At 73.1% G+C, this 24,387-nt stretch carries 20 protein-coding genes and 2 pseudogenes; 15 read left to right on the top strand and 7 right to left on the bottom strand.

The features are described 5' to 3' along the window. Positions 1 to 157: 157 nt before the first annotated feature. The gene (locus IE178_RS29040) at positions 158 to 1,093 is read right to left on the bottom strand and encodes an HhH-GPD family protein (RefSeq protein ID WP_184766615.1); all 936 of its coding nucleotides are present in this window, start codon (positions 1,091 to 1,093) and stop codon (positions 158 to 160) included. A gap of 146 nt (positions 1,094 to 1,239) precedes the next feature. Here IE178_RS29040 and IE178_RS29035 point away from each other — a divergent pair, with 146 nt between their 5' ends. Next, on the top strand, positions 1,240 to 2,820 hold the full coding sequence (locus tag IE178_RS29035) for a sensor histidine kinase (RefSeq protein ID WP_193514365.1): 1,581 nt from the start codon (positions 1,240 to 1,242) through the stop codon (positions 2,818 to 2,820). Beyond that, a complete protein-coding gene (locus IE178_RS29030; RefSeq protein WP_193514364.1) occupies positions 2,817 to 3,482 on the top strand; it encodes a response regulator transcription factor in 666 nt (221 codons plus the stop codon). Before IE178_RS29035 ends, IE178_RS29030 begins: the two co-directional genes overlap by 4 nt. A gap of 65 nt (positions 3,483 to 3,547) precedes the next feature. On the opposite strand, the gene IE178_RS29025 is transcribed toward IE178_RS29030, so the two are convergent. Then, positions 3,548 to 4,204 carry a phosphatase PAP2 family protein gene (locus IE178_RS29025; RefSeq protein WP_193514363.1) on the bottom strand — a complete coding sequence of 219 codons (657 nt, stop codon included), beginning with the start codon at positions 4,202 to 4,204 and terminating at the stop codon, positions 3,548 to 3,550. Between the two features lie 175 nt (positions 4,205 to 4,379). On the opposite strand from IE178_RS29025, the gene IE178_RS29020 reads away from it, so the two are divergent. Next, positions 4,380 to 5,246, top strand: a complete 867-nt coding sequence (locus tag IE178_RS29020; protein WP_193514362.1) for a hypothetical protein — start codon at positions 4,380 to 4,382, stop codon at positions 5,244 to 5,246. Between the two features lie 64 nt (positions 5,247 to 5,310). On the opposite strand, the gene disA is transcribed toward IE178_RS29020, so the two are convergent. Together disA and radA are read right to left on the bottom strand one after the other, a co-directional pair. Continuing rightward, entirely contained in the window at positions 5,311 to 6,435 is a 1,125-nt protein-coding gene (disA, locus tag IE178_RS29015) for a DNA integrity scanning diadenylate cyclase DisA (RefSeq protein WP_184766610.1), read from the bottom strand. 68 nt (positions 6,436 to 6,503) lie between these two features. Then, positions 6,504 to 7,913 carry a DNA repair protein RadA gene (gene radA / locus IE178_RS29010; protein ID WP_184766609.1) on the bottom strand — a complete coding sequence of 470 codons (1,410 nt, stop codon included), beginning with the start codon at positions 7,911 to 7,913 and terminating at the stop codon, positions 6,504 to 6,506. Positions 7,914 to 8,174: 261 nt separating this feature from the next. Here radA and IE178_RS29005 point away from each other — a divergent pair, with 261 nt between their 5' ends. After that, positions 8,175 to 9,962 carry a BACON domain-containing protein gene (locus tag IE178_RS29005; RefSeq protein ID WP_193514361.1) on the top strand — a complete coding sequence of 596 codons (1,788 nt, stop codon included), beginning with the start codon at positions 8,175 to 8,177 and terminating at the stop codon, positions 9,960 to 9,962. A gap of 17 nt (positions 9,963 to 9,979) precedes the next feature. Here IE178_RS29005 and IE178_RS29000 read toward each other — a convergent pair whose 3' ends face one another. After that, positions 9,980 to 10,852 carry a DUF3109 family protein gene (locus IE178_RS29000; protein WP_193514360.1) on the bottom strand — a complete coding sequence of 291 codons (873 nt, stop codon included), beginning with the start codon at positions 10,850 to 10,852 and terminating at the stop codon, positions 9,980 to 9,982. Positions 10,853 to 10,946: 94 nt separating this feature from the next. On the opposite strand from IE178_RS29000, the gene IE178_RS28995 reads away from it, so the two are divergent. From IE178_RS28995 to ilvD, 4 genes are all read left to right on the top strand, one after another. Further along, positions 10,947 to 11,879 carry a Ppx/GppA family phosphatase gene (locus IE178_RS28995; RefSeq protein WP_184766606.1) on the top strand — a complete coding sequence of 311 codons (933 nt, stop codon included), beginning with the start codon at positions 10,947 to 10,949 and terminating at the stop codon, positions 11,877 to 11,879. Between the two features lie 240 nt (positions 11,880 to 12,119). Next, positions 12,120 to 12,947: a sugar phosphate isomerase/epimerase family protein gene (locus IE178_RS28990; protein WP_184766605.1), complete on the top strand. Its 828-nt coding sequence runs from the start codon at positions 12,120 to 12,122 to the stop codon at positions 12,945 to 12,947. Then, positions 12,944 to 13,591, top strand: coding sequence for a TetR/AcrR family transcriptional regulator (locus IE178_RS28985; protein WP_193514359.1), 648 nt, complete (start codon positions 12,944 to 12,946; stop codon positions 13,589 to 13,591). Before IE178_RS28990 ends, IE178_RS28985 begins: the two co-directional genes overlap by 4 nt. 275 nt (positions 13,592 to 13,866) lie before the next feature. Next, entirely contained in the window at positions 13,867 to 15,720 is a 1,854-nt protein-coding gene (gene ilvD / locus IE178_RS28980; protein ID WP_193514358.1) for a dihydroxy-acid dehydratase, read from the top strand. A gap of 56 nt (positions 15,721 to 15,776) precedes the next feature. Here ilvD and IE178_RS28975 read toward each other — a convergent pair whose 3' ends face one another. After that, on the bottom strand, positions 15,777 to 17,936 hold the full coding sequence (locus IE178_RS28975; RefSeq protein ID WP_193514357.1) for a serine/threonine-protein kinase: 2,160 nt from the start codon (positions 17,934 to 17,936) through the stop codon (positions 15,777 to 15,779). A 182-nt stretch (positions 17,937 to 18,118) separates the two neighbouring features. Between IE178_RS28975 and IE178_RS28970 the strand changes: the two genes are divergently transcribed. From IE178_RS28970 to IE178_RS36325, 7 genes and pseudogenes are all read left to right on the top strand, one after another. Next, positions 18,119 to 18,466 (top strand): SH3 domain-containing protein, encoded by a 348-nt coding sequence (locus IE178_RS28970; protein WP_184766601.1) that lies wholly within the window; start codon positions 18,119 to 18,121, stop codon positions 18,464 to 18,466. Positions 18,467 to 18,591: 125 nt separating this feature from the next. Further along, entirely contained in the window at positions 18,592 to 19,116 is a 525-nt protein-coding gene (locus tag IE178_RS28965; protein WP_193514356.1) for an EamA/RhaT family transporter, read from the top strand. A gap of 63 nt (positions 19,117 to 19,179) precedes the next feature. Continuing rightward, positions 19,180 to 19,986: pseudogene (locus IE178_RS28960) on the top strand (class I SAM-dependent methyltransferase). Positions 19,987 to 20,019: 33 nt separating this feature from the next. Further along, complete coding sequence (locus IE178_RS28955; protein WP_184766598.1) at positions 20,020 to 20,811, top strand: ABC transporter ATP-binding protein; 792 nt, start codon at positions 20,020 to 20,022, stop codon at positions 20,809 to 20,811. Next, a complete protein-coding gene (locus tag IE178_RS28950) occupies positions 20,808 to 21,593 on the top strand; it encodes an ABC transporter permease (protein ID WP_193514355.1) in 786 nt (261 codons plus the stop codon). The genes IE178_RS28955 and IE178_RS28950 overlap by 4 nt, the downstream gene beginning before the upstream one ends. 106 nt (positions 21,594 to 21,699) lie before the next feature. After that, positions 21,700 to 22,512 (top strand): pyrroline-5-carboxylate reductase, encoded by an 813-nt coding sequence (proC, locus tag IE178_RS28945; protein ID WP_184766596.1) that lies wholly within the window; start codon positions 21,700 to 21,702, stop codon positions 22,510 to 22,512. Between the two features lie 176 nt (positions 22,513 to 22,688). Next, a pseudogene (locus tag IE178_RS36325) lies at positions 22,689 to 22,893 on the top strand (helix-turn-helix domain-containing protein); the annotation flags it as partial. Here IE178_RS36325 and trpS read toward each other — a convergent pair. Beyond that, positions 22,824 to 23,858 carry a tryptophan--tRNA ligase gene (gene trpS / locus IE178_RS28940; protein ID WP_193514354.1) on the bottom strand — a complete coding sequence of 345 codons (1,035 nt, stop codon included), beginning with the start codon at positions 23,856 to 23,858 and terminating at the stop codon, positions 22,824 to 22,826. The pseudogene IE178_RS36325 and the gene trpS overlap by 70 nt on opposite strands. Positions 23,859 to 24,387: the final 529 nt, after the last annotated feature.

The following is a 24,387-nucleotide window of genomic DNA, read 5'->3' as shown; positions in this document are numbered from 1 at the left end:
CACGGCACTGTCCGAAGCAGCCTGCGGCCAGCCCTCGGCTGTCCGTCGGTTGTGTAACGGACGGAGGAACGGGGGGCCGCGGAGGACCGATTGGCGGGACTGTGGGGTGATTCGACCGTTCGCGGCCGAGGCCCGGGAGCGTGGGGCCGGCCGTGCGTCAGGTCAGCGGCAGCCGGTACAGGCCGCCGGGCAGCGGTTCCACCAGCCCGTCGGCCACCAGACCGTCCAGGGCGCGGGCGCGCTGCACCGGTTCGTGCCACACCCGGTCCAGCGCGGTCTGCGGCACCGGCCCGTGCGCCTCCCGCAGTACGGCCAGCAGCCGCCCGCGGACCTGACGGTCCGTGCCCGCGTAGGTCTGGCCGCGGCGCGGCGGACCCTCGTGGGCCGGCTTGCCCGCCAGCCGCCAGGCACACTGCGCGGCGATCGGACAGCGGTGGCACGACTCGTTCTTCGCCGTGCACACCAGCGCACCCAGCTCCATGGAGGCGGCGGCCCACCGCGCGGCGGTCGACGTGTCCTCGGGCAGCAGCGCACGGGCGAGCCGCCGTTCGGCGGCGGTGGTGGCGTTCGGCGGGTACTGCACGCCGGTGACCGCGCGGGCGAACACCCGGCGGACATTGGTGTCCAGCACCGCGTGCCGCTGCCCGTACGCGAACGACGCCACGGCCGCCGCCGTGTACTCGCCGATGCCGGGCAGCGCCAGCAGCTGGGCGTGGTCGGCCGGTACGTCGCCGCCGTGCCGCTCCGTTATGGCGACGGCGGCGCCGTGCAGACGGAGCGCGCGGCGCGGGTAGCCGAGCCGGCCCCAGGCGCGGACGGCCTCACCGGGCGCCTCCGCGGCGAGGTCGGCGGGGCGCGGCCAGCGGGCCAGCCACTGCTCGTAGACGGGCAGCACCCGGTTCACCGGGGTCTGCTGGAGCATGAACTCACTGACCATCACCCCCCACGCACCGGCTTCCGGGCGCCGCCACGGCAGGTCCCGGGCGTGCTCGTCGAACCAGTCGATGACGGGGGAGTGCAGCGGCTCACCGGGAGCACGCTCGGACGCGGAATCGGCGGCGTTGCCGTACGGGGGCTTCGTGGGAGCAGTCATGACCCGTCGATCCTGCCACGCCGGGCCCCGCCTGCGGGGGGACCGCCACGGCGGAGGACGGGGGAACAGGAAGCATCCCGGGGGATGACGGGCACCTGACGATCGGCAGCAGTGCCGCCCGGACGTCCGCTTGTAGCGTCGAGGGCATGGAACGTGCTCGCCTCGCCGCGCTCGGCAGGGGCTGCCTGCTCTGGGCGGCCCTCGCCGGGCCGGCGCTCACCGCGGACCGGCTCGGGCTGAACGAGCCGCGGGCCCTCTGGCAGCAGGCGGCCGGAGTGGGGCTGCTCGCCGCCGCCACGGCCGTGTCCCGGCGGCAGCCCCTGGCGGCCTTCGGGCTGACTGCCGCACTGAGCCTCGCCGCCACCCCGGCGCTGTTCAGCGTGTCCTACGGCCCGGCGCTCGGCGTGTTCGCGCTGCTGCTCGGGTTGCGGGCGGACCGCACCGTCCCGGCGGCGCTGTGCTTCGCCGCCGTCGGCTGTGCCGGCACCGCGCGGATCGCGGTCGCCGGCGTCGACCCGGCCCCCGAGTGGCTGGTGCTGACCGGCACCCTCCTCTTCGGCTGTGTCCTGCCCTGGCTCGGCGGACGCTACTGGCGGCAGAGCCGCGAGCTCACCGCGGCGGGCTGGCTGCGGGCGGCCCGCCTGGAGGAGGAACAGCGGCTCACCGAGGAACGCGCCCGGCTGCGCGAGCGGGCCAGGATCGCCCAGGACATGCACGACTCGCTGGGCCACGAGCTGAGCCTGATCGCCCTGCGCGCGGGCGCCCTCCAGGTCGCCCCCGACCTCCCGGGCCACCACCGGGCCGCCGCGGCCGACCTGCGCGCGGCGGCGGCCGACGCCACGGACCGGCTGCACCGCATCATCGGCGTCCTGCGGGAGGACGACGACGAGTCCGTGCCGCTCGCCCCGGCCGGCGAGAACGTCGCACAACTCGTCGCCCGCGCCGCCGAGTCGGGGCTGCCGGTGCGCTGGGAGCCCGGTCGGAACGCGACCGTGGAACCCGGCGGGGTCGCCGGGCGGCTGCTGCACCGGGTGACCAGGGAGGCGCTGACCAACGCGGCGCGGCACGCACCGGGCGCACCCGTCGTCGTGGCGGTGACGGGGGACGACCAACGGGGAGCGACCGTCACCGTCACCAACGGACGGCCCGCCGTGCGGAGTTCCCCGCCCCCCGGAGGCGGTTCCGGCCTGCTCGGGCTGCGGGCCGCCGTCACCGCGGTCGGCGGTACTTTCGAGGCGGGCCCGCACGCCGACGGGTACCGGGTCCGGGCGTACGTCCCGGCCCGGGAGGCAGCGGCCGCCCGGCCGCCGGACACGCCGTCCGCGCCCTTCACCCACGCCCGCCGCCGGGTCGCCGCCGGTCTCGGCGCCGCCGCCTGCGCGGGGGTGGTCCTGGTCGGTTCGGGCCTCGGCTGGTACGCGTACACCGAGACGCACTCGGTGCTGGAGCCCGCCGCGTACGCGGGACTGCGCCTGGGCACGCCGGCCGGCGAGGTCGCGCGGGTGCTGCCGGACCGGGACGTCCGGGACCCGCCGTCGGAGCGCGCGCCCGCGTCGCCCGAGGGCACCGGCTGCCGCTACTACCGCGCGAGCGGTGAGCTCTTCGTCTCCGTCGACCACTTCCGGCTCTGCTTCGACGACGAGGACCGCCTGGCCGCCAAGGATGTGATCCCGCGCGTCGGCCTGTCCGGCGAAGGGCGGGACGAAGAGGAGGAGTTCGCACCGTGATCAGGGTCCTGCTGGCCGACGACGAGGCGATGGTGCGCGCCGGGGTGCGCGCCATCCTGGGGAGCAGTGGGGCGACGGAGGTCGTCGCCGAGGCGGGCGACGGGCGCGAGGCCGTCGGGCTGGCACAGGCGCACCGCCCCGATGTGGCGCTGCTCGACATCCGCATGCCCCGTCTGGACGGGCTCGCGGCGGCCGAGGAGATCGTCCGCACCGTCCCCGGTACGGCCGTGGCCATGCTCACCACCTTCTCCGAACGCGCCTACGTGGCCCGCGCCCTCGGCGGCGGCGCCACCGGCTTCCTGCTCAAGTCCGGTGACCCGTACGAACTCATCGCGGGTGTAAGGGCGGTGGCGGGCGGCGCGGCCTTCCTGTCGCCCAAGGTGGCCCGGTACGTCATCGAGGGCCTGGGCGGAGCCGACGGCGGCGGGCGGCTCGCCCGGGAGGCGGCGGCGCACGCGCGCGTGGCGGTGCTGAGCCCGCGCGAACGCGAGGTGCTCTCCCTGGTCGGGGCCGGGCTGTCCAACCCGGAGATCGCCGCCCGGCTGCATCTCGTCGAGGGCACCGTGAAGGCGTACGTCAGTGCGGTCCTCGACCGGCTCGGCGTGCGCAATCGCGTACAGGCGGCGATCGTCGCCCATGAGGCGGGCCTGGTGGCGACCTGAGCCCGCTCGACGGCGCCGGTGCGTGGCGTAAGGCGGTCCTCGGCGCCGGTGCGTGGGCACGGCGGTCAACGGCGCCGGAGCGTGGCGTACGGCGGTACGGGCCGCCCGGCGACGGGTTCCGGTCCCGGTCCGGTGAGCCACCGCACGGCGGGCGCCGAGGAGGCGCGCAGTGCCGTCGCGAGCCGCGTCGCCGGGCGCGTGCCCAGTCGTACGACGGCGAAGGCGAGGACCGCGCCGAGCAGCAGCCCCGCCGCCACGTCGTGCGGGTAGTGCACGCCGACGAACACCCGGGAGAAGGCCGTCAGCAGGGCCAGCGGGGCGGTCAGCCGGACGAGCGCACGCCGGACCAGGACCAGGGCGAGGGCCGAGGCGCCCGCGATCGTGGCGTGGTTGCTCGGGAACGACCAGTCGCCGTGCGGTGGACACTCCGCGAGGGACGGGGCCGCGCCGGCGACCGCACGGCACGGCCGTTCCTCCGTCACCCCGGACTTGAGTACCTCACTGCACACATACGCCACAGCCGTGGCCAGAGGTGCAAGGACCGCGATCGCGAACGCGCGGGTGTCGGCGCGCCGTGCCCGCCACCAGCCGGCCACGAACAGCGCGACGAAGACCAGCAGTCCGGCCTCCGTCCCGATCTCGGCCGTGTGCTGTATCCACGTCGGGGTGTCGTGCGCGTAGTCGGTGATGTCGCGGTAGAGCCCGCTGTCCACGAAGTCCATGGTCACGGACCGTAGGCGAGGCGCCGGAACGGTCACACCCTGCGATCGTCGTGTGCCGTACCTGACGAAAGACAGGGGTGGCGGGGCGGTTTCCGGGATGATGATCCGGAAAAGTTGTGGCTCGGAGCGGCGGGTGGGACAAGCGAACGCTCCGATCTCTCGTACAGTTTGCGCCGTGGGATCTCTGCGCAATCCGGTCGGGCCGCTTCCCTCCACCATCTACTGGCGACGGAGGGCCGTACTGCTGTCTGTGCTGGCCCTGTTGGCGTTGTTGATCACCTGGGTGGTCGTCTCGGGCGGCGGGGGCGGCAACGACGGTGAGAACGGGGCCAACGGCAAGAATCCCGCGCCGTCCATCACCCCGGGACCGTCGAGTTCGGGACCGGCGATCAGTCAGGCGCCGGGTGGGCGGGACGAGTCGGAGGACGGCGGATCGGGCGGTTCCGACGGACCGTCGTCCGGGGCGGGTTCCGGGGCGGGTGACGACGGGGCCAACGGCGACCCGGCGGACACCGGCGGCGCCGGCGGATCGGGCGGATCGGGCGGTGCCGGGGGCGGCGCGGGCGGCGGCTCCGAGGGCGGTACGTCGGCAGGGGTCGGCGCGGGTGACGCGCTGCCTGCCGGATCCGGGTCCGCACTGCCCAACTGCACCGCGGACGCGGTCAAGTTCAGCCTGCGCAGTGCCCGCAACACCTACGAGCCCGGGCAGACACCCACGTTCCTGCTCACCGCGCGGAACATCTCCGGCAGTGACTGCAAGGTCGATCTCGGCCCGGGCAGCGCGGTGTTGACGATCACTCAGGCCGACAGCGACGACGTGTACTGGGCGTCGAAGGACTGCCCGAAGGGTGCACGGAGCCTGATGTTCCGGGTACCTGCCGAGGACAGCATCACCTACACCGCGAAGTGGGACCGCAAGCCGAGCGCGCCGCAGTGCGCGACGCCCGGTGCGGGGTCGGCCGGTGCGGGGACCTACCTGGTGGAGGCGAAGGCTCCGGGGTTCGCGAAGGTGCAGACGTCCTTCGTGCTGGAGCGGGACTGAGCCGGAGCCGGACGCGGAACCGGCCCCGGTCCCGGCCGGTCCGGGCCCGGCGGCCGGTCGGGTCTCAGACGTACCGTTCGAGGATCGAGCTCTCCGCCAGCCGTGACAGGCCCTCGCGGACGCTGCGGGCCCGCGCCTCGCCGACGCCGTCCACGGTCTGCAGATCGTCCACGCTGGCGGCGAGCAGCTTCTGCAGTCCGCCGAAATGGTCCACCAGACGGTCGATGATCGCGCCCGGCAGCCTCGGCACCTTGGCCAGCAGCCGGAACCCGCGCGGGGACACCGCCGAGTCCAGGGTCTCCGGGGAGCCCGTGTAGCCGAGGGCGCGGGCCACGGTCGGCAGCTCCAGCAGCTCCGCGTGGGTGAGCGCGTCCAGCTCGTGCAGGGCCTCGTCCACCGTGCGGGAACGCTTGGCGGTGGGCTCGGGGACGTAGTCCCGGACGACCAGCTCGCGTTCCGGTTCCACGCCCGCGATCAACTCGTCCAGCTGGAGGGCGAGGAGACGGCCGTCGGTGCCCAGTTCGACCACGTATTCGGCGATTTCGGTGGCGATGCGGCGTACCATCTCCAGCCGCTGTGCGACCGCCGAGACGTCCCGGACGGTCACCAGGTCCTCGATCTCCAGCGCCGACAGCGTGCCCGCGACCTCGTCGAGGCGGAGCTTGTAGCGCTCCAGCGTGGCGAGTGCCTGGTTGGCGCGGGACAGGATCGCCGCCGAGTCCTCCAGGACCCGGCGGTTGCCGTCGACGTAGAGGGCGATCAGGCGCATCGACTGGGAGACCGAGACGACCGGGAAGCCGACCTGCTTGGAGACCCGGTCGGCGGTGCGGTGCCGGGTGCCGGTCTCCTCGGTGGGGATGGTCGGGTCCGGCACCAGCTGGACGCCCGCGCGCAGGATCTTGGACAGGTCGGACGACAGCACGATGCCGCCGTCCAGCTTGCACAGCTCCCGCAGCCGGGTCGCGGTGAACTCGACGTCCAGCACGAAGCCGCCGCTGCACAGCGCCTCGACGGTCTTGTCGGAACCGAGCACGATGAGGCCGCCGGTGTTGCCGCGGAGCACGCGCTCCAGGCCGTCACGCAGGGCGGTGCCGGGTGCCACGGCGCTCAGCGAGGCGCGCATCAGGCCATCGGAACCGGCACTCCCACCGGACTTTCCGGGAGCTCCTGCCCGGTCGTTGGCTGCCACTGCACTCCTCCGGTCGCAGGTTCTGGGGCCCCCGCGGTTCGTACGGACGGGCGAGACCTGGGCAAAGTCTACCGGCGGTCCTCCTCCTCCCGTGGGGCCTCTCGGCGACGGGAGCGCGGAAGGACCCGCAGCGCGTCGCCTATGTCCGCCACTTCCAGGACCTTCATGCCCGCCGGGACCTTGCCCGGATCGCCCGGTACCAGCGCGTGTGTGAAGCCCAGGCGGTGCGCCTCGGCGAGCCTGCGCTGCACGCCCGTGACCCGTCTCACCTCGCCGGCGAGGCCGACCTCGCCGATCGCGACCAGGTTCTTGGGCAGCGGCGTATCGCTCGCCGCCGAGGCCAGCGCGAGCGCGACGGCCAGGTCCGCGGCCGGTTCGGACAGCTTCACCCCGCCGACCGTCGCGGAGTAAATGTCCCGTTTACCCAAAGCGCTGATGCGGCCGCGCTGTTCCAGCACCGCCAGCATCATCGAGACGCGCGACGTCTCCAGACCGGAGGTGGTGCGCCGGGGGGAGGGGATCTGCGAGTCGACCGTGAGCGCCTGCACTTCGGCGACCAGGGGGCGGCGGCCCTCCAGGGTCACCGTCAGACAGGTCCCCGGCACCGGCTCGGCGCGGCGGGTCAGGAACAGCCCGCTGGGGTCGGCGAGGCCGATGATGCCCTCGTCGTGCAGTTCGAAGCAGCCGACCTCGTCCGTCGTGCCGTAGCGGTTCTTGACGCCGCGCACCAGACGCAGGCGGGCGTGCCGGTCGCCCTCGAAGTGCAGGACCACGTCCACCAGGTGCTCCAGCAGGCGCGGCCCGGCGATCGCGCCGTCCTTGGTGACATGGCCCACGAGGAGGGTCGACATCCCGCGCTCCTTGGACGCCCGGATCAGCGCGCCGGCCACCTCGCGGACCTGGGCCATGCCGCCCGGGGCACCGTCGATCTCCGGGGACGCCACCGTCTGCACCGAGTCCATGATCAGAAGGGACGGCTTGACCGCGTCCAAGTGGCCGAGCACGGCGGACAGATCCGTCTCGGCGGCGAGGTACAGGTGGTCGTCGATGGCGTGGATGCGGTCGGCGCGCAGCCGGACCTGACTCGCCGACTCCTCCCCGGTGACGTAGAGCGTGCGGTGCTCCTCGCTGGCCGACTTGGCGGCCACGTCGAGCAGCAGCGTGGACTTGCCCACGCCCGGCTCGCCCGCGACCAGCACCACCGCGCCGGGCACCAGTCCGCCGCCGAGCACCCGGTCCAGCTCGGGCACCCCGGTGGAGCGGGCGGTGGCCTGGCGGCCGTCGACCTGGCCGATGGGCAGGGCGGAGGTGGTGACCCGCCCGGGTGCCGTCGTACGGACCGCGGGCGCGCCGTACTCCTCGACCGTCCCCCAGGCCTGGCACTCGGGGCAGCGGCCGAGCCACTTGGCCGTCTGCCAGCCGCACTCGGTGCAGCGGTAGGACGGGCGGTCCTTGGTGGTCTTGGTACGGGCAGCCATGCGCAAAAGGTAGCGGTACGGTCCGACAACGGCTCCGCCACGCCCTCGCCCGTCGCACCGGGCCGGGCGCATCAGGCCCGTCCGGCGCTCGGGGACGGGGCCGTCCGGGCCGAAGCGGGCCGCGGGCGGCAGTCCCGGCATCAGGGCCGCTCACGGGCGCCGAAAGGTTCCTGTCCCCGATTGAGGGATCGTTTCACCCGTACGGATTAAAACTGCCCAGGGCTCCGGAAGGGGCCGCCCCGGGCCGCCTACGGTCGCCGAATGATGAGCAGTGGCCCGCAGACCTCGACCCGTATGACCGGAGCACGCCGGGCGCACCGGGAGGTGCGCGACCGCGGGGCCGCGCGCACGCTGGCACAGCGGCCGGCCACCCGTTACGAGCCGTATCTGGACGGCCTGTTCACCTACTGCCTGTCCGTGCTGTGCGACCACGACGCGGCGACCGCCGCCCTGGCCGACGTCCTGACCCTCGCGGAACGCCGCGGCCGGCACGTCCCCGACGAGCCCGGGGACCGCCGTGCCTGGCTGTACGCGCTGGCCCGCTGGGCGTGTCTGCGCAAGCTGGCCGAGGCCAGGCAGAAACGTCAGGCCACCCACGCCGTGGGCCGCGCCGACCGGCAGCGCACGGCACGGACCGCCACCGCCCCGGCCGTCTCCGAGGAGGTCCAGGAGCGGCGCCGGCGCGAACTGGCGCTGCTGGCCTGGCCCGAGGCCGCCGGCACCACCCCGGAGCAGCGCGAGGCCCTCGAACTCGCCGTGCGCCACCATCTGACCCCTTCGGAGGTCGCCGCCGTGCTCGGCATGGAGCCGGCCGCCGCGCGTGAGCTGCTCGCGGCCGCGGCCTGTGAGGTGGAACGCACCCGCGCGGCGCTCGCCGTCGTGGAGACCGGTGCCTGTACGGGCGTGGCGCATCTCACCGGCGACCACCGGCTGGTGCTCAGCACGACCCTGCGCCGTGAGCTCGTCCGGCACGTCGACGACTGCCCGCGCTGCCGCCGTACCGCCGAGCGGGCCATCCCCGGACGCTGGCCAGGCACCAGCGTCACGCCGGACGCCCTGCCCCTCCTCCCGGCGCCCGGCGCGGCCCTGCGCGCCGCCATGGCGCACCATCCCCCCGCCCGCGGCGCCGCGCCACGCTTCGACCGGCGTGGTTTCCCGGTGGACCCCAAGGACCGCGTCGCGCGGCGGGACCGTCTGCGCGCGCGTGCCGTCACGACGACGGTCGTCGCCACCGTCATCGCCGCGCCGGTGCTCGCGCTGTGGGCGGCCTACCGCGCCACCCCCGTGGGCGAGGCCCAGGACGGCCGCTCGGCCTCCGCGCGGGAGGACGGCGCAACCGTCGACCTCGACGGCGTGGGGGCGGGCGGCGGCTACGAGAACACCGGCAACGCCGGCACCCGGCCCGGCTCCCGCTTCGACGAGGACGGCCGCGCGGATGTGTCCGTGGAGGTCGTCGGTGTCGCCGGAGCCGGCCGCAAGGGCGCCGCCGCGATGGCCGTCACGGCCGACCACAGGGGTGACACCACGCTGATCACGCTGACCGCGACGGGTCACGCGCCGGTCCGCTGGTCCGCGTCGACGGGAGACGGCTGGCTGTATCTCAGCCGGTCCGCGGGCACGCTCGCCCCCGGCGAGTCGGTGACGATCCGGGTGTACGTCGACCAGTTGCGCGAGCCGTCCGGTCGCTGGAGCGCGACCGTGGCGGTCTCGCCCGCCGGTTCCGTCGTGACCATCGACGGTTACGGCACGGCCCCCGGCCCCTCCGTCCCGGGCGGCGGCCCGTCCACCGGTCACCCCGGCAGTCCGGGCACCCCGCACCCGGGCACCCCGAGCGGTCCTCCTCCGTCGCCGTCCGACCCGGATCCGACGCCCACGACACCGGCGCCCCCGGGGCCCACGCCCGGCGATCCGCCGTCCTCGCCCGGCCCGGAGCCCTCGACCGGCGGTCCGACGCCCACCGGCCCGACGCCCTCCGAGCAGGTGGGGACCGGCCCGCAGGACTCGTCCTCGCCCGCCGGCGGCGGCGCCCCGAGCCCGGCCGCGTCGTAGACCGCGGCCGGGCCGGGTCAGGCGGGATCCGCCGGATGCGGTGCCAGCAGCGGCAGCTGTGAGGCCAGCCGTTCCTCGCACAGCTCGACCAGACGGTCGTAGCCGGCCTTGCCCATCAGCTCGGTCAGCTCCGCGCGGTAGGAGACGTACACCGGGTCCCCGGCGCCGTGCGCCGAGGTGGCCGAGGTGCACCACCAGTGCAGGTCGTGGCCGCCCGGACCCCAGCCGCGCCGGTCGTACTCACCGATCGACACCTGCAGCACGCGTGTGTCGTCGGGCCGGTCGATCCAGTCGTAGGTCCGCCGGACCGGCAGCTGCCAGCACACGTCCGGCTTGGTCTCCAGCGGCTCGCGGCCCTCCTTGAGGGCGAGGATGTGCAGCGAGCAGCCCATGCCGCCCGCGAAACCCGGCCGGTTCTGGAAGATGCACGAGCCCTGGAACGGGCGGGTCTGACGGTCGCCGTCCTCGTCCTCGGAGATCCAGCCGTTACGGGTGCCCTCCGCGTGGTGCTGCCAGATGTCCGGCGTGAGCCTCGCCACATGCTCGGCCACCCGCTTCTCGTCGTCCTCGTCCGAGAAGTGGGCTCCCAGGGTGCAGCAGCCGTCGTCCGCGCGGCCCGCCTGGATGCCTTGGCAGCCGCTGCCGAAGATGCAGTTCCAGCGAGAGGTCAGCCATGTCAGGTCGCAGCGGAAGACCTGCTCGTCGTCCGCCGGATCGGGAAACTCCACCCACGCGCGGGCGAAGTCGAGCCCCTTCTCGTCGTCCACCGGCGCCTTCCCCGGTTGCTGCGGTGCTGTCACCCGCGAAGAACCCTCGGCCAGTCCGGCCTTCTTGTCCTTCTTAGCCTTCTTGTCCGGCTTTTCGTCCTTCGCCTTTTTCGTCTTTGGCACACGTCCAGGGTAAGTCGCCCACGCCCCGGGCGGGACCGGCTCCGCCACCGCGGACGGGGTATCGCACCGCGCTGCGGGCAGTAGCGTTCCGTACATGAGACTCGGTGTCCTCGACGTGGGTTCGAACACGGTGCACCTGCTGGTGGTGGACGCGCATCCCGGCGCGCGCCCGCTGCCCGCCCACTCGCACAAGGCGGAACTGCGCCTCGCCCAGCTCCTCGACGCCGGCGGAGCCATCGACTCCGGCGGGGTGGACAGGTTGATCGCGGTCGTCCACGAGGCGCTCCGGGCCGCCGAGGACAAAGGGGTCGAGGAGCTGCTGCCGTTCGCGACGTCCGCGGTGCGCGAGGCGCGCAACGCCGATGACGTCCTCGCGCGCGTGCGCGAGGAGACCGGGGTCGAGCTGCAGGTCCTCAGCGGCGCGGAGGAGGCCCGGCTCACCTTTCTCGCCGCCCGCCGCTGGTTCGGCTGGTCGGCCGGGAAACTGCTCGCGATCGACATCGGCGGCGGCTCCCTGGAGATCGCCTACGGCCTGGACGAGGAGCCCGACGCCGCGGTGTCCCTGCCGCTGGGCGCCGGCCGTCTCACCGCCGGCTGGCTGCCCGGCGACCCGCCCGAGACGGACGAGGTCCGCGCGCTGCGCCGGCACGTGCGCACCGAGATAGCCCGTACGGTCGGGGAGTTCAGCCGCTTCGGCGCGCCCGACCACGTGGTGGCCACCTCCAAGACCTTCAAGCAGCTCGCCCGCATCGCGGGCGCCGCCCGCTCCGCCGACGGCCTGTACGTCCAGCGCGAGCTGAAACGGGAGTCCCTGGAGGCCTGGGTGCCCAGGCTCGCCGCCATGACCGCCGCCGAGCGCACCGAACTGCCCGGCGTCTCCGAGGCCCGCGCGGGCCAGCTGCTCGCCGGGGCCCTGGTCGCGGAGGGCGCGATGGACCTGTTCGGCGTCGAACGCCTGGAGATCTGCCCCTGGGCCCTCAGGGAGGGCGTGATCCTGCGCCGCCTGGACCACATGGGACCGGCGTAGCCCCGCGCGGGCGCCCGCGTTCGCGCCCGCGGTCCCGCGCGGGAACCCCCCCCGGCGAGGTACCGCGGATCCCCTGAACCGGTTAGCTCGATCACACGGGGCCGCCCGGACGGTGCGGCGCGGGGCGCGTCCTCGCGGGCGTTGTGCTGCGGACATGCGGTTTCCGGGGCGAGGAGTGGTCCTGGCCGAAGCCGGTCGTCCGCGGGCCGCCCGCCGGAGGCACGCCGTACGCTGTCCCTCGTGGCAGAACCAGCGGTGCGCGTCCCGGATGCGAAGGTCGCGCTGTCTACGGCCTCCGTCTATCCGGAGTCGACGGCGACGGCCTTCGAGATCGCCGCGCGCCTCGGGTACGACGGCGTCGAGGTCATGGTGTGGACCGACCCGGTCAGTCAGGACATCGAGGCGCTGCGCAGACTCAGCGACTACCACCAGATCCCCATCCTCGCCGTGCACGCCCCGTGTCTGCTCATCACGCAGCGCGTGTGGTCCACCGACCCCTGGACCAAGCTCCAGCGGGCGCAGGCCGCCGCGGAGAAGCTCGGCGCCGGCACGGTCGTCGTCCATCCCCCCTTCCGCTGGCAGCGGCAGTACGCGCGCGACTTCGTGGACGGCATCTGGCGGATGGCGAACGAGACGGATGTGCGCTTCGCCGTGGAGAACATGTACCCCTGGCGGTATCGCGACCGCGAGATGCTCGCGTACGCCCCCGACTGGGACGTCACCAAAGAGGACTACCGCCACTTCACGATCGACCTCAGCCACGCCTCGACCGCCCGCACCGACGCCCTGCAGATGATCGACCGCATGGGCGACCGCCTCGGCCATGTCCACCTCGCCGACGGCCGGGGCTCGGCCAAGGACGAGCACCTCGTGCCGGGCCGCGGCGACCAGCCCTGCGCGGAGGTACTGGAGCGCCTCGCGCTGAGCGGCTTCGACGGTCATGTCGTGATCGAGGTCAACACCCGCCGCGCCATGTCCGGCGCGGAGCGCGAGGCCGATCTGGCCGAGGCCCTGGCGTTCACCCGCCTGCATCTGGCCTCCTCCGCGGTGCGGGTGCGGCGGCGGTGACCGGCGTCACCGCGAGCGACGGCCCGGACGCCTCCGCGCCGGGCGACGGCACAGCCCGGCGCCGCGGCCGCCCGCCCCGTACGGAATCCGCCGGCACCCGTGACCGCATCCTCGGAGCGGCCCGCGAGGAGTTCTCCGCGCGGGGATACGAGAAGACCTCCGTCCGGGGAATCGCCAAGTCGGCCGGGGTGGACTCCGCCCTGGTGCACCACTACTTCGGCACCAAGGAGCAGGTGTTCGAGGCCGCCGTCGAAGGCGCCTTCGCACCGGTGCTCGCCGCGCGGGACACGGTTCTCGACGCCCCGCTCGACGAGGTGGGCGAGCGGATGACCCGCATGATCATCGGACTCTGGGAGAACCCGGTCACCCGGGCCCCGCTGCTCGCGATCGTCCGCTCCGCCGTGAACAACGAGACCGCGGCCGGTGTCTTCCGCCGCCTGGTCGCCAGCCAGCTGCTGCGTCGGATCGCCGGGCAGATCGACTCGCCGGACGCGGAGCTGCGCGCCGAGCTCGCCGCCGCCCAGCTGGTCGGGATGGCGATGATCCGTTACGTGATCAGGGTGGAGCCGCTGGCCTCGGCGGATCCCGAGCAGATCATCAGGCGGGTGGCGCCGGTGGTGCAGGGACACCTCACCGGACCCTGACCCTTCCCGGACCGGGCTCTGACCCTTGCCGGACTGGACCCTGACCCTTCCCGGACTGGACCCTGACCCTTCCCGCACTGGGCCCTGACCCTTGCCGGACCGGACCCTGACCCTTCCCTCACCGGACCCTGCACCGATCCCTCACCGGACCCTGCACCGAGACATCCGTCCCGAAATCCGGACACCCCGTCCCGCCCTCTGGATGACCGGCGTACGCTCGATCCAGTCAGAACTCTCTGACCGACACTCCCTGAGGTCTGAAGGAGCGAGCGACGATGCCCGAGCTGAGGTCCCGCACAGTCACCCACGGCCGCAACATGGCGGGCGCCCGCGCCCTTATGCGCGCCTCCGGTGTACCGGGTGCGGACATCGGCCGCAAGCCGATCATCGCGGTCGCCAACAGCTTCACGGAGTTCGTCCCCGGCCACACCCACCTCGCCCCGGTCGGCCGGATCGTCAGCGAGGCGGTGACCGCGGCCGGCGGCATCCCGCGCGAGTTCAACACGATCGCCGTCGACGACGGCATCGCGATGGGCCACGGCGGCATGCTCTACAGCCTGCCCTCCCGCGACCTGATCGCGGACAGCGTGGAGTACATGGTCGAGGCGCACCGCGCGGACGCCCTGATCTGCATCTCCAACTGCGACAAGATCACCCCGGGCATGCTCAACGCCGCCCTGCGGCTGAACATCCCCACGGTCTTCGTCTCGGGCGGCCCCATGGAGTCCGGCCGCGCCACCCTGGTCGACGGCACGGTCCGCACCCTGGACCTGGTCGACGCCATGGTCGAGGCGGCCAACGACAAGGTCTCCGACGCGGACGTCCTCCGCATCGAGGAGAACGCCTGTCCGACCTGCGGTTCCTGCTCCGGCATGTTCACCGCCAACTCGATGAACTGCCTCACCGAGGCCATCGGCCTCTCCCTGCCCGGCAACGGCTCGGTCCTGGCCACCCACACCGCCCGCAAGGCGCTCTACGAGAACGCCGCGCGTACGGTCATGGACCTCACCCGCCGCTACTACGAGCAGGACGACGACACGGTCCTGCCCCGCAGCATCGCCACCGCCGCGGCCTTCGAGAACGCCATGGCCCTCGACATCGCCATGGGCGGCTCGACCAACACGATCCTGCACCTGCTGGCCGCCGCCCAGGAGGCGGAGGTCCCCTTCGGCCTCGCCGAGATGGACGCCCTCTCGCGCCGGGTGCCCTGCCTGGCGAAGGTGGCCCCCAACGTCGGCAAGGACCGCACGTACTACATGGAGGACGTGCACCGCGCGGGAGGCATCCCCGCCCTGCTCGGCGAGCTGCACCGCGCGGGACTGCTCAACGAGGACGTCCACTCGGTCCACAGCCCGTCCCTGGCGGACTGGCTGAAGACCTGGGACATCCGCGGCGGCTCCCCCTCCCCGGAGGCGGTGGAGCTGTGGCACGCGGCCCCCGGCTGCGTCCGCTCGGCGGAGGCCTTCTCCCAGTCCGAGCGCTGGGACTCCCTGGACGAGGACGCCGAGGGCGGCTGCATCCGCTCCGCCGAACACGCCTACTCCAAGGACGGCGGTCTGGCCGTGCTGCGCGGCAACCTCGCCGTCGACGGCTGCGTCGTCAAGACGGCCGGCGTCGACGAGTCCATCTGGACCTTCGAGGGCCCGGCGGTCGTCTGCGAGTCGCAGGACGAGGCCGTCGAGAAGATCCTCACCCAGCAGGTCAAGGAGGGCGACGTCGTCGTCATCCGCTACGAGGGCCCCAAGGGCGGCCCCGGCATGCAGGAGATGCTCTACCCGACCTCGTACCTGAAGAGCCGCGGCCTCGGAAAGGCCTGCGCCCTGATCACCGACGGCCGCTTCTCCGGCGGCACGTCCGGCCTGTCCATCGGTCACGCCTCCCCGGAGGCGGCCTCGGGCGGCACCATCGCCCTGGTCGAGGACGGCGACCGCATCCGGATCGACATCCCGAACCGCTCCATCGAGCTGCTCGTGGACGACGCCGAGCTCACCCGCCGCGAGCAGGCCCTCAACGGCGTGTACGCCCCGAAGAACCGCGACCGCAAGGTGTCGGCCGCCCTGAAGGCGTACGCGGCGATGGCCACCAGCGCGGACAAGGGCGCGGTGCGCGACGTGACGAAGCTGGGCTGAGGCCCGCCCGGCCGTCGAAGGGCCGCCTCCGCGTCGCGCGGGGGCGGCCCTTCGCGCTACCAGCCCGCCGGGTCCCGCCCGTCCACGGCGAACACGGTCCCGTCCGGCGCGCAGGCGTAGACGTGTCCGCCCGCGAGCACCGGCTGGGGCAGCGCGGCGACGACCCGGCCGGCCTGTCCCAGCCGGGGCGGCGTCTGCCCGAGCAGCCGTCCCGTCGAGGCGTCCACGGCGAGCAGCCGGCCGTCGGGGGCGGTGACGTACACATGACGGCCGTCGGAGACCGGGGCGGAACCCCGGACGATGCCGGTCTCCAGGTGCCACACCCGCTTCCGCTTCGTCATGTCGACGGCCTCCAGCGCGCCGCCCTGGGCCAGCAGGTGGACGACGTCACCGCGCACGGTGGCCCGGACGTCCTGGCGCGGAACGGACAACGGGACCCGCGTCGACGCGCCGGAGCCGGGGGTGTAGCGGACGAGGGCGACCGTGTCCTCGCTCAACGGGTCGTTGGCGAGGAAGTACACGGCTCCCGCATGGACGCCGACGGGCTTCAGCGCCCCGCCCAGCCGCACATCCCACCGCACCTCGCCCGTTCCCGGGTCGACCGCGGTGACCCGGGTGCGCTTCCCGTCGGACGAACGGCTCGTCGCATAGGCCGACCGCGCCTCGCCGAACGAGTCGAGGGACGCGCTGCCGTGCCCCGGAAACCCGCGGCTCCATTCCGACGTGCCCGAGGCGCCGTCCACACCGGTGACCGTGCCGTCCGCACCGGTCAGCAACAGCATGTCGCCCGCGTCCAGGACCGAACCGCCCGCGGGCATGTCCCGCTGCCAGACGTCCCGGCCCGACAGGGGATCCAGCGCCTTGAGCAGCGGACCGCCGCTCGGGTACGGCAGCACATGCCCGCCGGAGACAGCCGGAGGCCGGTCGGCCGCAGGGTCCGAGGCGGGCCGCCGCCACAGGAGGTCGCCGTCGGACGGGTCCAGGGCGAAGACCACCCCGCGCTGCGCACAGAGCAACGCGCCCGCGCCGTGCGCACAGTGCGGTACGCCGCCGCTCGTGGACACCGGCTCCGCCGCCCAGCCGTCGAACGCCGGTGCGGTGCGGGGGGAGGGCCGGCCGGGCGCATCCGTCACCGGTCCGGTGTGCTGAAGCGCGGCGACGACCCCGGAGAGGACGGCCACGAGCACCGCGCCGCCCACCAGCACGGCGCGTCTACCCGGACGGCTTCGTCGCCCGGACGCAGGTGACGATGGCGGTGACGATGGCGGTGACGATGGCGGTGACGACGGCGGTGACGACGGCTGTTCGGGCTCGCGGCCGAAGGACGCCACCGCGTCCACCACCTCGGCCGTCCGCTGCCTCGGTATGAACGCCTGGGTGTCGTACGAGGCCGCCACCGACCGCAGGCCGCTCATCAACTCGTCCGGCGTCGGCCGGTCCTCGGGCTCCTTGGCGAGGCAGCGCCGCACGAGCTCCGCCAGCTCCTCGGGGATGCCGGTCAGATCGGGTTCGTCGTGCACCACCTGGTAGGCGACGACGTACGGGCTGTCGGAGTCGAACGGTCCGCGCCCGGTCGCCGCGTGCACCAGTACGGATCCCAGCGCGAAGATGTCCGCGGCCGGACCCACCTCGCGCGGGCGCCGGAACTGCTCGGGTGCCATGAAGGGCGGCGTACCGATCAACTTGCCGGTCTCGGTCCGCAGTTCGCTGTCCTTCGGCCGGGAGATGCCGAAGTCGATGACCTTCGGCCCGTCGTCGGCGAGCAGCACGTTGCTCGGCTTCAGATCCCGGTGCACCACCCCGACCCGGTGGATGTCACGCAGCGCCTCCGCCAGTCCGGCCATCAGCCGACGGAGTTGCGCGGGGGGCATCGGGCCATTCCGTTTCACCTGGTCGGCGAGCGTCGGTCCGGGGATGAAAAGGGTGGCCATCCAGGGCCGTCCGGCCTCCGGATCGGCGTCGACGACGGGGGCGGTGAACGCACCGCTGACCTTTCGCGCCGCTGCCACCTCCTGCCGGAAGCGGCCCCTGAACTCGGGATCCCGCGCGAACTCCGCGTGTACGACCTTCACCGCGAGCTTCAGCCCGGAGGTGCTGCGGGCCAGGTGCACCACGCCCATCCCACCGGAGCCGAGCTGCGACTCCAGTCGGTAGTGCCCGGCATATTCTGGAAGTTCCGCTTCCGCGCCCGCTCCGGCGTCCTGCTGTGGCGCCATGGGACCACCCCCGTGCTGTTCGTCCGCGCGCGCGACCCACGGAGCCTAGTCGATGACTCGTACGGGACCGAGGCGGCTTGCTAGCCTCCGCGTGCGAGTCGTGAACTCGTGTTTCATCACGTGACGCAGGGGAATGAACGTGACCCCATCGCAGTCATGGGGTCCAACGGGGGGAGTTCTGCATGTCTGTTGACCGCGTCGAAGAGGTCGGACCGGCCGAGCGGGTCGAAGAGGTCGAGCCCGGCACACAGGAAGCCGTCACGACCGCGGAGTCCACGGCCGTCCGCTACTACCCGGTCGCGCCGGGCGTCCGCCTGAACGTCCGCAGTGGTCCCGGTACGCAGTACAACATCGTGCGGGTCCTGGCCGAGGGCGCCCGCGTCCCGATCTACTGCCAGACACCGGGCACCACGGTGACGGGCCCGTACGGCACGTCGAACATCTGGGACAACGTCAGCAACGGCGAGTACGCCGCGGACGCGTACGTGTACACCGGCCGCGACGGTTACGTGGCCTCCCGCTGCCTCTGACCGGCTGCGGCACCACGGGGACGCGCCCGTACGGCACGTCGCCCGTCCGAGGTTCCGGTCCGGCGCCTCGCGCCGAGCCCGATCCCACCCGGAGCCCGCGGTACGCCCGGAGCCATAATCGACGCGTGAGCGCAGAGAACGGCACCCCGGACAGCACCGCGGGCTCCCCGGCGACCCCCGGGACCCCCGTGGGCCCCCGGCCCGAGCCCATCCGCTTCTTCGGCACCACATGGGTCGACCACTCCGGCGGCTACACCGCCCGCCGCGTCGGCGTCGCCCTCGGCTCCCTCGCCGCCGCGGCCGCCTCCTGCTTCGTCCTGCGCATCGCCTATCAGGGCCTTCGGATCGCCGAGATCGGCAGCTTCGTCACCCTCCTGATGGTCGTGATGTTCGCGATCTGCAGCGCCCTGGCCTTCCGGCACACCTGGTCCGCCTTCACCACCCGCCCCGACCCCGCCCGCCAGGCCTCCCTCCGCGGCCTCCTGGCCATCGGCTTCGTCGGCTGCCTCGTCGCCTACTTCTTCCGCTCCCTCACCGAGGCCCCGGGCGAGAAGCTCCACCGCGCGGAGTACGAGACCGCGCGCGAGCAGTACGAGAAGCGCACCACCCGCCGCTCCGGCAACCCGTCGAAGAAGCGCCGCCGCTCCTGACGCGAGCGCCCTCCACCCAAAGCCCCCTGCGCGGCACGGCAGCCCCCTGCGCGGCACGACCGTATGGCCACACCGAGGGCCACCCCGTCCGCCGACCGGATCGCGCACACCCTGCGCGTCCACTCCTTCAACGCCGCCGCCGCCCAGTACGCCGCCGGCCGCCCCTCGTACCCGCCCGCCCTCTTCGACACGATCGAGGAGCTGACCGGCCGTCCCCTCGCCGGCTCCCGGGTGGTGGACGTCGGCGCCGGTACGGGCATGGCGACCGCCCGTCCGCACGCGCGCGGCGCCGAGGTGATCGCCGTCGAGCCCGGGGACGGCATGGCGGCCGAGTTCCGCCGCACCCTCCCCGACGTGCCGATCGTCCGGGGCGACGGCGACGCCCTCCCGCCGGCCGGCCACTGCGCCGACCTCCTCACCTACGCCCAGGCCTGGCACTGGACCGACCCCGCGAAGGCTGTCCCGGAGGTGCTCCGGGTCCTGCGGCCGGGCGGAACGCCGGCGCTGTGGTGGAACACCGACGCGCTGGACGTGCCCTGGATCGCGCAGGCGGCGGAACGCGGCGACCGGCACTTCGGACTGGACCTCTCCGCCGAGAAACGCAACGTCAACGCCCGCGTCGCCGACCCCACGGGCCGCCTCGACCTCGTCCGCCGCCAGATCCGCTGAAGCCGCCGCGTGCCGCTCGCCACGCACCTGGCCAACCTCGGCAGCCGTTCCGTCTTCCTGACCCAGGGCGAGGAACGCACCGCGGCCTACCTCGCCGAGGAGCGGCAGCACCTCCTGGCCCTCTTCCCGGACGGAATCGTCGAGAAGACCTACGACGTCGTCCTCCTCCTGGCGAGCACACCGTCGACCTCGACTGCTTGACGTGCCGCCGGGCCCGGGAGGAGTATTCATCGCATGATGAATTATTCCTCCCGGCCACCGGAGGAACCGGCAGTCCACGCCCAGGACCTCACCGTCGTCCGAGGCCCCCGCACCGTCCTGAGGGGCCTCGACTTCACCGTCCCGGGCGGCCGGATCACCGGCCTCCTCGGCCCCTCCGGCTGCGGAAAGTCGACCCTGATGCGGGCCGTCGTCGGCACCCAGGCCAAGGTCACCGGCACCCTCGACGTCCTCGGCCGGCCCGCCGGCCACCCCGCCCTGCGCACCCGCATCGGCTACGTCACCCAGGCCCCCTCGGTCTACGACGACCTGACCGTCCGCCAGAACCTCGACTACTTCGCCGCGATCCTCGACCCCGGCCGCGCGTCGGCCGACCGCCGCCACGAGAAGGTCACCCGGGCCATCGCCGACGTCGACCTCACCACCCACGCCGACGCCCTCGCCGGCAACCTCTCCGGCGGCCAGCGCAGCCGCGTCTCCCTCGCCGTGGCCCTCCTCGGCACCCCCGAACTCCTCGTCCTCGACGAACCCACGGTCGGCCTCGACCCGGTCCTGCGCCGCGACCTGTGGAACCTCTTCCACACCCTCGCCGCCGAACGCGGCACGACGCTGCTGATCTCCTCCCACGTCATGGACGAGGCCGAGCGCTGCGACCGCCTCCTGCTCATGCGCGCGGGCGAGATCCTCGCCGACGACACCCCCGACGCCCTCCGCGCCCGCACCGGCTCCGAGACCGTCGAGGCGGCCTTCCTGCACCTGGTGGACGCGGCGATCACGGCAGGCCGTACGAAGGAGACCACCCGATGAGCACCCCCCGCCCGGCGACGATCACCCCCGCCCCGGCCGGCGCCCCGAGCCTCTCCCGCACCACCGCCACCGCCGCCCGGGTCCTGCGCCAGCTCCGCCACGACCCGCGCACCATCGCGCTGATGATCCTCATCCCGTGCGTGATGCTGTTCCTGCTCCGCTACGTCTTCGACGGCAGCCCGCGCACCTTCGACACCATCGGCGCGTCACTCCTCGGGATCTTCCCGCTGATCACGATGTTCCTGGTCACCTCGATCGCCACCCTGCGCGAACGCACCTCCGGCACCCTCGAACGCCTCCTCGCCCTGCCCCTCGGCAAAGGCGACCTCATCGCGGGCTACGCCCTCGCCTTCGGCACCCTCGCGATCATCCAGTCGGCCCTCGCCACCGGCCTCGCCGTCTGGGTCCTGGACCTCGACGTCACCGGCAGCCCCTGGCTGCTCCTCCTGGTCGCCCTGCTCGACGCACTCCTCGGCACGGCCCTCGGCCTCTTCGTCTCGGCCTTCGCGGCCTCCGAATTCCAGGCGGTCCAGTTCATGCCGGCGGTGATCTTCCCCCAGCTCCTCCTCTGCGGCCTCTTCGCCCCGCGCGACACCATGCACCCCGTCCTGGAGACCATCTCCGACGTCCTCCCCATGTCCTACGCCGTCGACGGCATGAACGAGGTTCTCACCCACACCGACATGACCGCCGCCTTCGTACGCGACGCCCTGATCGTCGCCGGCTGCGCCCTGCTGGTGCTGGGTCTCGGCGCGGCGACCCTCCGACGCCGGACGGCATGACGCCGGCCGACCCGCCATCCCGCCCACCGGACACCACCCGCCCCCCGGCGCCCACGGGTGCGAGGATGAACCAGGACGACGCACACCCCGGAGGGCACCCCCAGCCATGACGCAGAAAGTCGCAGTCCTCGGCACCGGCAAGATCGGCGAAGCCCTGCTCAGCGGAATGATCCGCGCCGGCTGGGCCCCCGCCGACCTCCTGGTCACCGCCCGCCGCCAGGAACGAGCCGAGGAACTCCGCGCCCGCCACGGCGTCACCCCGGTCTCCAACCAGGAAGCCGCCAAGACCGCCGACACCCTGATCCTCACGGTCAAGCCGCAGGACATGGGCACCCTCCTCGACGAACTCGCCCCGCACGTCCCCGCCGACCGCCTGGTCGTCAGCGGCGCCGCCGGCATCCCGACCTCCTACTTCGAGGACCGCCTCGCCGAGGGCACCCCCGTGGTCCGCGTCATGACCAACACCCCCGCCCTCGTCGACGAGGCCATGTCGGTCATCTCCGCCGGCAGCCACGCCACCGCCGACCACCTCGCCCACGCCGAGGAGATCTTCGGCGCCGTCGGCAAGACGCTCCGCGTCCCCGAGTCCCAGCAGGACGCCTGCACCGCCCTCTCCGGCTCCGGCCCGGCGTACTTCTTCTACCTGGTCGAAGCCATGACCGACGCCGGCATCCTCCTCGGCCTGCCCCGCGACAAGGCCCACGACCTGATCGTCCAGTCCGCGATCGGCGCCGCCACCATGCTCCGCGACAGCGGCGAACACCCGGTCAAGCTCCGCGAGAACGTCACCTCACCCGCGGGCACCACCATCAGCGCCATCCGCGAACTGGAGAACCACGGCGTACGGGCCGCCCTCATCGCCGCCCTCGAAGCCGCCCGCGACCGCAGCCGCGAACTCGCCTCCGGCACCAAGGACTGATCCGGGCCGTCGTCTCCACGCACATGTTGGTCCGGTCCACGCACCGGACACCGGCCACCAAGCTGGGAGATCCCCGCCCCGTTCAACCAGGCCTCCAGATCGGGCGAGCCGTGGAACGCCGAGTTCACGCCCTTCGTCACCGAGCAGCTCGGCCCCCGTGCCCCCTTCCCGCGCCGCGCATCGCCGCGGCACAGCGGCTTCTCGAACGCACCGACAATGCCGATGCCCGAGGTCGCCCGCAGAGCCGGGTTCGGCAGCGAGGTCAAGATGCGCCGGCACTTCGCATCGCGCCTCGCCACCAGCCCCCGCGCCTACCCGGCCGCGTTCAGCACGCGCGCCTCGGTGTCAGAGCTCGCCGGCAGCAACCCGATCGCCCGATAAGCGGCATCCACGGTCGGCCGCGCCATGCCCCGCGCCCGCTCCGCACCATCCCGCAGCACCCCCTCCACATGGCCGGGATCCGCGCACAACTCCTTGTGCCTTTCCTGTACGGGCCTCAGGACCTCCACCACAGCCTCCGCCGTGTCTGCCTTCAAAGCTCCGTACGACTCGTATGCACCGGCCAACGCCTCCGGGTTCCCACCCGTGCACGCCGCGAGGATCTCCAGCAGATTCGCCACCCCCGGCCGGGACTCCCTGTCGTACACGACCTCCCGGCCGCTGTCGGTCACCGCCCGCATGACCTTCTTCCGCACCACGTCCGGCTCGTCGAGCAGGTAGACGATCCCCGGTCCCGTGTCGTCGCTCTTGCCCATCTTCGCCAGCGGCTCCTGCAGATTCATCACCCGCGCCGCCACCGTCGGATGCGTGGCCCGCGGCACCACGAACGCGTGCCCGTACCGCTGGTTGAAACGCACCGCGAGATCCCGCGTCAGCTCCACGTGCTGCGCCTGGTCGTCCCCGACCGGCACTTCGTCGGCCCCGTACGCCAGGATGTCCGCCGCCATCAGCACCGGATACGTCAGCAGCGACAGCCGCACGCTCCCGCCCCGCCGCTGCTCCCGGGCCGCCTTCTCCTTGTACTGGATCATCCGCCGCATCTCGCCGTCCGTGGCCACGCACTCGAGCAGATACGACAGCCGCGCGTGCTCGTCCACATGGCTCTGGACGAACACCGTGCACAACCGGGGATCCAGCCCGGCCGCCAGCAGCAAGGTCGCCGCCTGCCGGCTCAGCCTGCGTACCCGCGCCGGATCGTGGTCCACGGTCAGCGCGTGCAGATCGACGACACAGAACAGCGCCTCCGCCCGGTGCTGGTCGACGGCGGCCCACTGCCGCATGGCTCCCAGGTAGTTCCCCAGCGTCAGATGCCCGGTCGGCTTGACCCCACTGAAGACCCTTGTCATCTCTCCTCCGTCTCCTGGTCGAGACCGCCGTCCCCGGCCGGCCGCCCCCGGAGTCCTGGAGGGAAACGAAAAACGGCCGCCGAGGCGGCGGCCGTGGAGCGCATACGCAAGGACGGCCGCCGTCAGGCGGCCCACCAGAACTGGCTGTGCGTACGCGTCGTCATACGGACCAGACTAGCTTCCGGTGGGCTTCGAGGCAGCGAGTTGACACACCCCGGACGGAACCGTACTGTTCTCCGAGTTGTCCGACGTGAGCGCCGACTCCGGTCGGTCCCCGGACAACCATTCCGCACGTACCATCACTGCTCGACGACAGTCGTCTGTCTGCCGTCATGTCATTGGCATGCGTATTCGCGAAATGAGGAATCCGCGCCCGAAAGGGCGCAGGGCCCCCGATTAGCTCGGGAGCCGGGAATCCGCTAAAGTCTCACTCGTCGGAACGGCCCAGCGGCCGGAAAGACAAACCCCGCTGACTGGGGGTCAGGCCGAGAAAAGGATCTGATAGAGTCGGAAACGCAAGACCGAAGGG

The organism is Streptomyces griseoloalbus (genome assembly GCA_014650015.1).
Taxonomy (GTDB): Bacteria; Actinomycetota; Actinomycetes; order Streptomycetales; family Streptomycetaceae; genus Streptomyces; species Streptomyces griseoloalbus.
This window is presented reverse-complemented; position numbering and strand designations above follow the sequence as displayed.